Raw genomic sequence first — 12,790 nt, 5'->3', positions numbered from 1 at the left:
CAAACAAGGGATTCGAGTGTCTCAAAAGACGGTCGCTCGCATCATGAGGGAAGAAGGCTTGAGATCCATTACCGTCCGTAAATTCAAAGCCACTACGAACAGTAACCATCCTTACAACGTATATGACAATCTATTGAAACAAAACTTCCAAGCAACGGCTCCGAATGAAGTATGGATGGCAGATATTACGTACATTTCTACCGATGAAGGCTGGTTGTATTTAGCCAGTATCATGGATTTATATACTCGCAAGATGGTAGGATGGTATATCGATACACGAATGACGAAAGAGTTAGTCATCAAAGCGTTACAACGAGCTCTAAACAGCGAAAAACCAACGGAACGAGTGATTCATCATTCGGATCGTGGGAGCCAATATGCTTCGAATGACTATCAGCAACTTTTACAGGAACATCATTTTCAAGTGAGCATGTCGAGACGTGGGAACTGTTACGACAACGCTTGTATGGAGTCGTTTCATAGCCTAATCAAGAAAGAGTGCATTTATCTGAATCGATTCCGCACGCGGAAAGAAGCGAAACAAGCCATTTTTGAGTACATCGAATGCTTCTACAATCGCAAAAGAATTCATTCAGCTCTTGGCTATGTATCGCCATATGAATTTGAGGCTGCTTACTACGCTAATCAGAGAAAAGTAGCTGCCTAAGTTCAGCTATTTCTCTCTGTTTAACGTGTCCGTTTTCTTGACATAACACCAGAAATAAGTTAAAATATGCACGAGTATGAAGAGATATAAAAATCCGTCAATCAAGCGCGTCATGTAACCCCATCGGCGTAACTTCCTTATCGTATGAGATAGGTAGCATTAAAAAAATATGAAATAAAAATTCAGAAAAAACGTGGAATTTTGCAATAAAGTTTCAGATGTGGAGTATACATAGTGTGAAGGGAGGAAAACAAATTGAAAGGAGGCTTCATTAGTATTCAGGAGGCGCTTGATTCGTTAAAGCCAGCAGAACGAAAGGCAGCTGAGTATATTTTAACGCATGCTGAGGAGGTGGTTCATCTTTCAATCCAAAAGCTGTCAGAGCAAGCGAATGTGAGTGAAGCTACGATTATTCGTTTGGCACGAACGTTGAATTGTAAGGGCTTTCGTGAACTAAAGCTAAAAATTGCTGTCGATTTGGCCAAACAAAATGAGCCAAGCGGATCATCTTACCAAGAAATCCCGATTGATGGTTCAATGGCCTCTATCATCGCTTCTGTGTCGAACAACAATATTCAATCCATTCAAGATACATTGTCGGTTTTATCGATAGATGCTGTAGAAAAAGCCGTTCATGCTTTAAGCAGAGCGCGTAAAATTGCTGTATATGGCATAGGGGCTTCAGCGGTGATCGCTCAAGATTTAAAGCAAAAGCTAACAAGGATCAATCGCTGGTGTGAAGCTGCATTTGACTATGATACACAAGGAATGATGAGCGCTAATTTGACCGAAGCGGACGTTGCCTTTGGCATTTCTTATTCTGGACAAACGGAAGGGATTATTCAAGCATTAGCATTAGCGAAAGCAAACGGAGCCACTGTTATTTCTTTAACAAAATTTGGAGTGAATCCAGTGTCTGAGCTGGCTGATATTTCGCTATATATAAGCTCATTAGAAAAAAGTATTCGCAGCGGAGCTATGAGTTCAAGAATTTCTCAGCTTAACGTGGTTGATATTCTCTATGTTGGCATTGTCAGCCGAGCTTATGAAGAAAGCATTGCCGCGCTAGACCGGACGCGGGAAGCGGTCAAACGATGGAAGCGAAGCGATCAATAACTGCGCATTCACAAACGCCAATTTCTCTTTTTGACGGGTTGTTCTTGGTTTAGGGATGAAGAACAAGGGGGAAAAATAATGGAGAAATATGAACGGCTAGCAAAGGAAATTGTCGAAAAGCTTAGCGGCTATCAAAACATTGATCGTCTATCTCATTGCATGACACGATTAAGAATCGCGCCTGTGGATCACAGTCAAGTGGATGTCGATGGATTGAAAAAAATTGATGGTGTACTTGGTGTAGTTGAGCAAGAAACACTGCAAATTATTTTAGGACCAGGAATTGTGACAAAAGTGGCCGAGGAAATCGCCAAACAAAGCGGAACAGATGCTCAATCATTAAATGCCGATCAATGGGCTCATCTTGCCGAACAGACAAAAGCCGATTTAAAGCTAAAAAACGCAACACCATTTAAGCTGTTTTTGCGAAAAATCTCAAGCATTTTCATTCCGCTGATTCCAGCAATTGTTGCTTCAGGTTTAATCGCTGGAATCACGAATGTCTTTATTCGCGCAGGAGCCGATCCAGATTCAGCCATCATCTCGATTTTAAATTTTATCGGCTGGGGGCTCTTTAGCTATCTTGGCATTTTTGTCGGTATAAATACGGCGAGAGAGTTTGGCGGAACTCCTGCTCTTGGCGGTATTGCCGGCATTTTAATTATTAATCCGGCGCTTGCGGATCTCACGCTTTTTGGCGAAAAGCTGGTGCCTGGACGCGGAGGATTAATCGGGGTGATGCTTGCAGCTGTTTTCATAGCTTGGATAGAAAAGAAAATTCGTCGCTTTGTCCCTACCTCTATCGATATGATTGTAACACCGACTATTTCTGTCCTCATCACGGGGATCGCTACTCTCATCGTTCTTCAGCCTGTTGGAGGTTGGATTTCCGATTTGATTACGAAAGGATTAGTCAGTTTAATTGACGCTGGTGGCATTTTATCAGGAATCATTCTGGCTGGAACATTCCTTCCTTTAGTCGTTACCGGTCTTCATCAAGGGCTGACGCCTGTGCATATGGAGCTGATTCAATCCATCGGCGACGATCCTTTGTTGCCGATATTGGCCATGGGGGGTGCCGGTCAGGTAGGAGCTGCATTTGCGATTTATTTTAAAACAAAGAATGCTCAGCTTCGCAAAATTATTAAAGGGGGACTTCCTGTCGGTATTTTAGGAATTGGCGAACCGCTTATTTTTGGCGTTACATTACCTTTAGGAAGACCGTTTGTTACCGCTTGTTTAGGTGCAGCGGTAGGAGGCGCTTTTCAAGCTTATTTTCATGTAGCAACGATTGCTATCGGCGTATCTGGTTTGCCATTGGCCTTTTTAGTTCATGCCCAGCAAATCGTCTATTATCTCATCGGTCTGTTGATTGCTTATTTATTCGGCTTTATTTTTACTTATTTATTTGGATTTAATGAGGCCATGACAAGGGATCTTGGAAAAAGCGGACAGACGAATGCAACACTTAACTAATCATAAGTTCCGCTGATGAAGGAACCTCTCCTTTATTCCGTTTAGCCAATAGAAATTTTAACAAAGCAGATTCAAAGCGGTCTCCAATGCTGAAGCAGTGCGATCAGGAAATTCGCCCATTTTGAGACCGCTTGTATCGTTTAAAAGAGGTGGAAGCATGCTTGGGATTTCTGTATATTTAGGCAATGATCCACGTCATATGGAACCGCTTGTAGCGAAGGCCCAATCCTATCAACTCCAATCCATTTTTACTTCGCTTCATATTCCTGAAGATGATCCGGCTGTGTATAGAGAGCGGTTAAAGCGACTAGGGATGCTCGCCAAACAATATAATATGTTATTATTTGTTGATGTATCTTCTCAATCGTTGGCATATTTGAACATGGATCAGCCAACAGAGCTTGTTGCATGGGGCGTGACAGGGCTTCGCTTAGATGATGGTTACAATGATCAAGAAATCGTGGAATGGTCAAAGCAAATGAAAATTGGCTTAAATGCTAGCACGGTCAATGAAGACATGCTGAAGAGATGGATCGGCTTGGGGTTAAACATTCAAAATGTCGAGGCTTGGCACAATTTTTATCCAAGGCCGGAAACGGGCCTTGATGTTCGTTTTTTCGTTGCGCGCAATCAAATGTTTCAGCAATACGGTATTGCGACAACAGCATTTATTCCTGGCGATCATAAGCTGAGAGGCCCCCTATATGCAGGACTGCCGACATTGGAGAAGCACCGGAAGCAGGCACCACATCTTGCGTGTGCCGAACTGTTATTTCAATATCATGTCGATCACGTATTGATTGGTGATATTTCGGCTAAAGACTGCACATTATCGTTATTGGCATCGTTAGCCGAAAAAATCGTTCCACTTAGATGTGTGATGAAGAATCAAGACGATGAAAACCTGCGTTTGCTTGTTGAAGGCACTCATACGAATCGGTTAGATCTGGCCAGGGATGTGATTCGATCGCAAGAGTCTAGACTTTATGCACAAAAGAATGGCATGAAGATTATGCCGTCATCTGTGATCAGTCGCACAAAAGGCTCTGTTACGATTGACAATGATTTATACAACAGATATGCAGGCGAGCTGCAAATTACGAAACGAAGCTTGCCGAAGGATGCGAGAGTCAATGTAGTAGCAAAGGTGGTAGATGAAGATATTCCGCTTCTAGAATGCATTGGTCCAGGTCAAAAGTTTCGCATAATCGTACAGTCATCCGTTTCATGAATATGGATGTGTTTGTTTATTTAACATGATGAAAGGGTTGGATCAGAAAGGAAGATGGCATCATGAACCTTCGGCAAATTGACACAGAAAAAAGAAACGTCCATACGCTGGATATCGATACGTTATCTAGTCTAGAGATTATAAGACAAATGAATAAAGAAGACCAATCTGTTCCAAAAGCTGTGGAGCGGGTTTTGCCTGTCATTGCGGAAGTGATCGATCGGGTCGTCGCAGCATTCGGCAGCGGCGGACGCCTTATCTATGTCGGGGCCGGTACAAGCGGGCGTTTAGGAGTGCTGGATGCATCAGAATGTCCACCGACTTATGGTGTTCCAAAGGAGCAGGTAATCGGTGTGATTGCTGGAGGCGAAAAAGCTTTGCAGTCTGCTTTGGAAGGAGCAGAAGATAACATTGAGCAGGCTGTAGAAGATATGAAGCAAATTCATGTCCATCAAAAGGATGTCGTCATTGGAATTGCCGCCAGCGGAAGAACTCCTTATACATTGGCAGCGATGAAATATGCCAAATCTGTCGAAGCTATGGTGGCGGCTATCACTTGCACGAAAAATTCGGAAATGGAGAAGATAGCAGATTATCCAATTGTCGTTTTAACAGGTCCAGAGGTAGTAGCAGGATCGACAAGACTGAAAGCGGGTACCGCACAAAAGCTTGTTTTAAATATGATTACGACCGCTGCCATGATTCGCAGCGGTAAAGTATACAGCAACCTCATGGTCGATGTCGTTCCAACGAATGAAAAGCTGTTGATGCGGGCTAAAAATATGATTATCGAAATCGCCGATGTAAGCGAAGAAGAGGCAGAGCAAGCACTCAAAACGTATCAATCTGCCAAAGCGGCGATTTTAGCGCTGATGACCGGTTTGACGGGCGAGGAAGTATTTCATGTGCTTCGCCGTCATAACGGTCATTTGCGCAGCGCGATTCAATCGCAGTTGAAATGAAAACGCTGATCGTATCCATTACTCTCTCCTGCCGATAGAAAGGCGGGAGTTTTTTATTAAAAATGAAACGAATGAGGCTTTGAAAGAAACGTCAAGGATGTTTCACTCATTGGAGCAGGAGTCGGCTTGCTTCTTAGGCGTGGGCGACAAGAATTCGACCGCTATCATACCGGCTTTGCTATATCAAAAACATAAATATGCAAAAGATACGTTTCTGTACGATCCATTTAAAATGACGATTTATTCAATAGGAAAAGACTTCCTACGTTGTTATTTTAGAAGCGAAATTCCTTGTCATTGATCTGGATGGATATTTCTTGTTCGCTCCATTGTTTTTGTTTCCCCTCCCTTGGAACGAAGCGGCCTCGACTGGAAGAAAGATTATCTTTGTTTAACGAATGGCTTTCTGAAGGAGGACCGATAACGACAGATTCTTTAATTGGTGAAAGAGCATCGGCGATTTGATTGACATCAAGCCCGTAAGCCATCTTGAAAACTTCAGGTGGCGTGAGACGTAGCGTATCGGAGCCTTCTGCTGTTTCGAATTGATCATTGTTAAAAAAGAGATGAAGATGTACTTTTTCTGACGCTGGCCTGATCCAATGCCACCAAGCCATTGGAATAAAGACAACTTGACCCGCCTTCGTTTTATAATGATGGAGCTTATTTGTATCAGGATCAACAATCGAAATAATGGCTTCGCCGGAAACAACTACATCCAGCTCCCACGCATTCGGATGCCAATGCGGTTCGCGAATATGTCCCTTTGTGAGATAGAGATCGACAAAAGCTCCCCCTACCATTGCTGGTATTTGTGTCGAGGTGACCTCATAGGCAATGTTTTCATCATCTCGCTGAAAAAAGATGTTATCTCTTGAGTCGAAAAAAAGATTGGGAGTGCCGCTTGTTTTTTTTATATTTGTGTTGTCGGGAACAAATCCGGATTTTCTCATAAACGATTCCTCCTATCGCTGAGAAGAGCGATTTTCTTTTAAGTACGACGGATATTGGGGAATATAAGAGATTGGCTGATGCTGGTACGGCAGCTGATAAGGATATGGGTGAGATTGGTGTGCTGTCCCACGATGGCAATTTTTATATGGACCGATATAGGTGGATGGTTGAACAGGTGCAATGGCCTGTTTCCATTGATTTTCGTCCATACAATAAGTATGGGCCATCATATAGGAAGGAGTAAGTTTTAGGATGTCAGAGCCGAGAATCACTTCCGGAGTGGATGCATCAAAAATAGCGAGAAGATGAGTGCGGTCTACTGTAGCGATTTCATAATGCCACCAGCCTTGAGGGATGTTGACTACCTGTCCGGGAGTAATCGAGTAGCTAAGAACTTTTTTGGTAAATGGATTCAGCATGGAGACGGTGGCAGCGCCAGAAATGCAATAAACTAATTCGGCTGCGTTTTGATGATAGTGCGGCTCTACCACATGATTGGTACTGAGAAAAATATCAAGAAGCGAAATATTTTCTAATGTGTTTAATTGCTTGATGCCTAACACATTAATATAATTATTTTGGTCCAATTGAAACAATGGACTTTGGTTGACATCAAAGGAGTATTGAGCAGATGGAGACGTATAATCAACTGATGAAGCCATAATAGTAATTCACCTCTTTGGTTTGGTGTTCAGACTGTATAGGCATGTTATGCAGCCATAGCTTGTTTGGTGTGCTTTGATGGCTGCTCGTTTTTGAAAAGTTGGTGGAATAAACACAAGAAGCTCGCTCTTAGATCATGAAAAATGAAAAAGAATATCTCAAGTAAGATACTCGTGTGCGAGATCCAATCCGTTAACTGATTGTCCATGCTATATACAGATGAATGGTATCTGTAAAAATTCACGGGTAGAAGTGAAGCTTTATCTGATTACATACGAATGTGAGGATCGAGTGATATCGGTCGCCGCTGCCTATCATGCTCAATGAACCCCTATATTTTACCAGTAAGAAAATTGTAAAATAAAAGGGATCGTTGTAATAAGCGTGTAAAAAATGTTAACGAACATCTTCTTCAAAAATATTGTCAAGACTTATTTTTACGGAAAATAATAAAAAGTGATTATGAATTAGGTATAGAAGGTTTTCATAGGAATGAAAGATATTTTTTTGAAACTCCTGTTGTTTCATGAACGATCCAAGATTTTTTTAATGAAAACGTAGGTTTTTTTTGGAAAATAAAGCTGGAGATTTTTAGTTACCTTATTTATCCATAAATATTACAAAAAGTCCATGTTATCATGAAGATGCACGCAAGAGATGAGATTGAAGGAGGAGAAACGATGAATAAAAAAATCGTACTTTCACTTGCTGCATCTTTAGCGATTGCAGGAGTAACGTTTACGGCGAAGACGGAGGCGGCTGGGATGACTCCATGTCCAGCAGCTAACGGGAAAGAAGTTAAATATACTGTTCAAGTATCCAACTTTCAAGAAATTGAAAAATGGCTTCAAGGGAAAATTCCATTCACCTTATATAAAACAGAGAAGACAAAAGTGAATGCACCACAGCAGACAACTGTTAAAAAACCAGCCGCTTCTGGGCAAAATACTTCTGCAACTCCGTCAACACAAAATCAAAATACTAAAACGACGGAAACGGGATTAAAGGCATATGAACAACAAGTAGTCGATTTAACCAATAAAGAGCGAGCAAAATATGGGTTACCGCCTTTACAAGTGGATTTAGCACTAAGCAAAGTGGCACGTGAAAAATCAAGAGATATGGCAGTCAATAATTATTTTTCACATACTAGCCCAACATATGGTTCTCCATTTGATATGATGAAAAAATTCGGTATCTCTTATACAGCAGCTGGGGAAAATATTGCGAAAGGTCAGCGTACCCCTCAGGAAGTTGTAACAGCTTGGATGAACAGTGAAGGGCATCGTGCCAATATTTTAAATAAAAATTACACTCATATCGGTGTCGGCTTTGAAGAAAATGGATATATCTGGACACAGCAATTTATCAAAAAATAAGGTGTGTGGATACGTCCTTAATAAAGAGCAGTATGATTCTTCATTTCTTTGCCGTACGTAGCCGGCAAGTCATATATTCATTGCACCCAGTGCCTATTCGAGGCACTGGGTATTTTTGTATGTGCACTTTTCTAAACGAAGAAAAGTGGTAGTGAGCTGAATGAGGGACAACAGGGTAGATTATGTATTTTTTACTGAGAGAAATTGGATAGGAAACAACGAACATTAGGCGTTTATCTTCTATGTGGAAGAAGACAATTTTATGGAATTTACTTGGATTAAAGTGAGATAAAAACAATGATATTTTTAATAAAGATGAATGATGTGCAGTTTTTGATATCGAACGGTTTTCAACCCATTCGTTTTTAAAATTTAAAAAACAAATGGACTCACCAGTCAATTTTCTATATAATGGTATTGACTCACCAGTCAATCTGTGCATAGCCACCTAAAGGAGGCGGAAGAATGAAAATTGTAGATGTCAAACATTTGACTAAAATGTATAAGAAGAACAGGGGAATTACCAACTTAACCTTTTCCATTGAAAAAGGGGAAATTTTTGGATTTATTGGACCGAATGGAGCAGGTAAGAGCACAACTATTCGAACGCTTTTAAATTTCCTCTATCCGACCAGCGGGAGTGCGACAATTTTCGGGAAAGATATTGTGAAACAATCAAAAGAAATTAGACAAAAGGTGGGTTACCTGCCATCTGAAGTTCATTTTTACGATGATATGAAAGTGGTTGATTTATTAAAATACTCCGCAGGCTTTTACAAAACATTCAACCCAAAAAGAATGAAAGAACTGGCAGAAAGACTCGATCTTGATCTCCATAAAAAAATGGAGGATCTTTCCTTTGGTAATCGGAAAAAAGTAGGGATTGTCCAAGCGCTTTTGCATGAGCCAAAACTTTTGATCTTGGATGAACCGACAGGCGGACTCGATCCGCTTATGCAAAACACCTTTTTTGAACTTCTTAAAGAGGAAAGAGAAAAGGAAGCAACCATTATTTTCTCCTCTCATATTCTTTCTGAAGTGCAAAAGATGTGTGACCGGGTCGCTATTATTAAGGAAGGGCAGCTTGTGAAAGTCGAAACGATTGAACATCTTACGAAAAACAATTTAAAAAAGATTACCATTACATTTGAACAAGCGAATGCGATGGACTTCAATCTCGAAGGAATCGCGAAAAAAGAAATCAACGGCAGTGAAATGAAGCTGCTTTACAGCGGGGATATAAAGGCGCTTCTCCATCAGCTGAATACGATGCCGATTCAAAACTTGCTGATTGAAGAGCCGTCTCTTGAAGAAGTATTTATCCATTACTATGAGAAGTAAGGGAGGGATCGATATGATTTTTAAAAGGGAACTGAAACGAAATTTCAAGTCGTTGATGATTTGGAGCGTCGTCCTTAGCGGCCTCATTTTATTGACGTTAAGCATTTATCCGCAATTTGCTGAACAGCAAAATGAAATGAACAAGCTGCTAGAGGCTTATCCGGAGCCTATGAAAAAAGCGTTGGGAATGAATGAATTAAGCCTAGGAGATCTGATGGGGTTTTACGGGATCGAAATTTATATGATGACGACTCTTTTAGGAAGCATATATGTGGCTATTCTTGCCTCTAATATCCTAGCGAAGGAAGAAAATGAAAAGACGATCGAATTTTTGCTGTCAAAGCCGGTTACAAGAAACCGAATTGTGACCGAAAAACTTTTGGCTGTTTTCGTCAATATTTTGATCTTTAACGGAGTTATAACAATCATAAGTATGATCGGGTTTCAATTTGCAGATGATCCGGAAGTTTCGGCAGGCATCTTTAGCCTACTAATCGTTGCCACCATTTTGCTTCATTTGACATTTGCTGCTGTCGCGTTTATGTTGTCATCCATGTTAAAAAAAACAAGGAGCATTCTTTCTATTTCATTAGGAATTGTCCTAGCGGCTTATTTTATGAATGTGATGGCAGGGATTTCAGAGGACTTAGAGATTTTAAAATATTTCAGTCCGTTTAAATATGTAGACGCTGCCCAAATTATTCGTGATCATCAACTGGAGCCTCTTTATATGTTTATCATGGCCGCTGTTATTTTCATTAGTTTATTCGTTTCCTTTATGGTATATAGAAAGAAGGATATGGCAGTTTGATAAAACATTGAGGTGTTTAAATTGTATTCAGCATTTGAAAAGCAGCCACAGGAAAAAAGAGCTTTGATTATCAAGGTGGCTATTGAGGAATTTGTGAAGAATGGCTATGAAAAAGCTTCCACAGATGTTATTACGAGACGGGCGGGAATTTCCAAAGGACTTCTGTTTCATTATTTTAAAAGCAAGAAAAACTTATACCTTTATTTAGTCCGTTATGTAAAGGATCTGCTTACGAAAGAAGTAACAGAAGCCTTCAAACAAGTTCAGGCTGATGATTTTTTTGAACGAGTGAAAGAAATAGTCCTATTGAAACGTAAAGTGATAGAGAAGTATCTTCAAGAAGCGTATTTTGCTATGAACGCGCTCACTCATCCGCCTGTTGCTGTAAAAAAGGAAATGGAAGAGATCATAAAGGAACACTACGAAACGTATCAGGAAGGCTTTATGTTGGAGCGTGTTTATATGAAAGACTTGATCCAAACGGAAAAACTGCGAGAGGATATTTCCGTCGATACCGTAGTAAAAATAACGATGCTTATTAGTGAACAGCTAGCTACGAAATACTTAACTCTATATAAAAATAAACCAATCGACATCGCTCATATCATGGATTCCTCCATCAAAGAACTGAATGAATATCTCGAAATTATAAAATATGGAATTTATAAACCAGGATAAACCTTACACTTTTTCCACTGGTTTTCGTTGCTCCGAGCGCGATTTTCAGCGTGTAGATAACATCTCTGGATCGACTGTCGAGGATCTCTTTCCATAAAAAAGATTAGGGCTTGTTACATGGCTATAGAAAAGAACAGCAGCTATGATGAAATAATGGCCTTTATTCACTAAAGAGCATGTTATTTACTAATTTCACACCATCCACCGAGAAGTTCCTCACCTCTAAGCGAAGTGGAGGTGGAGGGAGGTTTATAATTTATCGAAATGTATGTGAAACATAACTGAAAGGTGAAATAAAAATATGGTCGGAAGGCAAGTCTACAGGCTTGCCTTTTCGCCATGCATCCGCGTGGTGAACATTGGAACAACGCTGCTTTCTTTAGGAAGCCGCTGCTTTCAACTAACTGACCATGGACAAACGGCAAAAGTTCCATCATACAAATGTTACCATATCCAATTGCATGTAATAAATTAAATACTATGTAGGGATACCAGAAAATATAACATCATGTTGAAGTATGAAAAAAGAGGTGAGGTCCTTACTTTTGAAGGAGATGTAAATTACATGATTTTTTTTCTTAACGTACGGATGGAAACGTCATGTTCGCCGATGATTTCGTAGACAGATTTAAAGCTTTCTTGGAGGTTTTTCACTTCTTCGTTTGTTTCCATTACAGCTTGCTTCATTAATTTTTGTTCCTGTTCAACCCGATCTAATCGCTCTTCAACACGGCTTAAGCGTGTCTCAACTTGATCTAATCGCTCTTCAACATGACTTAATCTTGCTTCAACTTGATCTAACCGTGTTTCCACTTGATCCAGCCGCTTTTCAACTCGGTTCAATCGGTCATCTATCTGTTTTAATTGTGTTCCGATATCATCTAATCGATCATGGACATTTTTTAGCTCATTGTCAATCGACGTCATTTTTTCTAAAATGAGGTCAAGCTTTTGTTCCATTTTTTCACTCCTTTCCAAAATCACTTTGTCTTTATTCTATTCGAATGAGACGGTTCTGACAAGTATGGATTCATGGATCAAGTGCAGTATTCAGTCAGCATACTTCTGTGTTGATGTAGGAGAAAAACTATGGAACGATAGAGAGATTCAAAAGCAATGAATGAACGTGTTGAAGAGCCTGTTTGTCTATTGCGATCGCTTTCACGACAAGGAAATTTTTTATGATTCGTTACCCGAAGCGCTCATTGGACATGGTATGCAAGGATGATGAGCCTCCTCAATATTCGTTGCCTTTGACTAGGTAATAATCCACTTTTGACCGTGAGTTTTGATAGATACCATTTCTTTCATTGTCTGTATACGGCGCGAGGATCATACATAAGTGAATGGATTGGACAAGCGCCACAGGTTATTCTTCATAACAAACTTTTAGGTCTTCAAAAAGTGATTTCGGATTATTCGATTGCTTGATCACCAAAAAACGTTCCCCTTTTCGCTTACCGAATCGGCCCAGAAGGCTTTTCCGATCCTCCTATCAAGCAGGAGAAGTCA

The 12,790-nt window shown here is 40.4% G+C and carries 12 protein-coding genes; 9 read left to right on the top strand and 3 right to left on the bottom strand.

All coding sequences use genetic code 11. The features are described 5' to 3' along the window. The 5 genes from B6A27_RS16325 to murQ all read left to right on the top strand — a co-directional run. Positions 1-667 (top strand): IS3 family transposase (locus B6A27_RS16325; protein ID WP_139788154.1); only part of this gene is annotated, 667 nt, incomplete at its 5' end. Positions 668-922: 255 nt separating this feature from the next. Then, on the top strand, positions 923-1,783 hold the full coding sequence (locus tag B6A27_RS16320; RefSeq protein ID WP_236631862.1) for a MurR/RpiR family transcriptional regulator: 861 nt from the start codon (positions 923-925) through the stop codon (positions 1,781-1,783). A 78-nt stretch (positions 1,784-1,861) separates the two neighbouring features. After that, on the top strand, positions 1,862-3,259 hold the full coding sequence (locus B6A27_RS16315) for a PTS transporter subunit EIIC (protein WP_080862667.1): 1,398 nt from the start codon (positions 1,862-1,864) through the stop codon (positions 3,257-3,259). A gap of 157 nt (positions 3,260-3,416) precedes the next feature. Continuing rightward, complete coding sequence (locus tag B6A27_RS16310; protein ID WP_066147343.1) at positions 3,417-4,490, top strand: DUF871 domain-containing protein; 1,074 nt, start codon at positions 3,417-3,419, stop codon at positions 4,488-4,490. A gap of 62 nt (positions 4,491-4,552) precedes the next feature. After that, positions 4,553-5,452, top strand: coding sequence for an N-acetylmuramic acid 6-phosphate etherase (murQ, locus tag B6A27_RS16305; RefSeq protein ID WP_080862666.1), 900 nt, complete (start codon positions 4,553-4,555; stop codon positions 5,450-5,452). Between the two features lie 275 nt (positions 5,453-5,727). On the opposite strand, the gene B6A27_RS16300 is transcribed toward murQ, so the two are convergent. Together B6A27_RS16300 and B6A27_RS16295 are read right to left on the bottom strand one after the other, a co-directional pair. Further along, positions 5,728-6,405 (bottom strand): cupin domain-containing protein, encoded by a 678-nt coding sequence (locus B6A27_RS16300; RefSeq protein WP_080862665.1) that lies wholly within the window; start codon positions 6,403-6,405, stop codon positions 5,728-5,730. 12 nt (positions 6,406-6,417) lie between these two features. After that, the gene (locus tag B6A27_RS16295) at positions 6,418-7,068 is read right to left on the bottom strand and encodes a cupin domain-containing protein (protein WP_080862664.1); all 651 of its coding nucleotides are present in this window, start codon (positions 7,066-7,068) and stop codon (positions 6,418-6,420) included. Between the two features lie 681 nt (positions 7,069-7,749). Here B6A27_RS16295 and B6A27_RS16290 point away from each other — a divergent pair. The 4 genes from B6A27_RS16290 (at position 7,750) to B6A27_RS16275 (ending at position 11,278) form a co-directional block, all read left to right on the top strand. Then, positions 7,750-8,448 (top strand): CAP domain-containing protein, encoded by a 699-nt coding sequence (locus B6A27_RS16290; protein ID WP_080862663.1) that lies wholly within the window; start codon positions 7,750-7,752, stop codon positions 8,446-8,448. 465 nt (positions 8,449-8,913) lie between these two features. After that, complete coding sequence (locus B6A27_RS16285; protein ID WP_080862662.1) at positions 8,914-9,789, top strand: ABC transporter ATP-binding protein; 876 nt, start codon at positions 8,914-8,916, stop codon at positions 9,787-9,789. Between the two features lie 13 nt (positions 9,790-9,802). Next, on the top strand, positions 9,803-10,600 hold the full coding sequence (locus B6A27_RS16280) for an ABC transporter permease subunit (protein WP_080862661.1): 798 nt from the start codon (positions 9,803-9,805) through the stop codon (positions 10,598-10,600). 12 nt (positions 10,601-10,612) lie between these two features. Continuing rightward, a complete protein-coding gene (locus tag B6A27_RS16275; RefSeq protein ID WP_236631861.1) occupies positions 10,613-11,278 on the top strand; it encodes a TetR/AcrR family transcriptional regulator in 666 nt (221 codons plus the stop codon). A 561-nt stretch (positions 11,279-11,839) separates the two neighbouring features. On the opposite strand, the gene B6A27_RS16270 is transcribed toward B6A27_RS16275, so the two are convergent. After that, on the bottom strand, positions 11,840-12,238 hold the full coding sequence (locus tag B6A27_RS16270) for a hypothetical protein (protein WP_080862659.1): 399 nt from the start codon (positions 12,236-12,238) through the stop codon (positions 11,840-11,842). Positions 12,239-12,790 lie beyond the last annotated feature (552 nt).

This window comes from Anoxybacillus sp. UARK-01, assembly GCF_002075365.1.
Classification (GTDB): Bacteria; Bacillota; Bacilli; order Bacillales; family Anoxybacillaceae; genus Anoxybacteroides; species Anoxybacteroides rupiense.
This window is presented reverse-complemented; position numbering and strand designations above follow the sequence as displayed.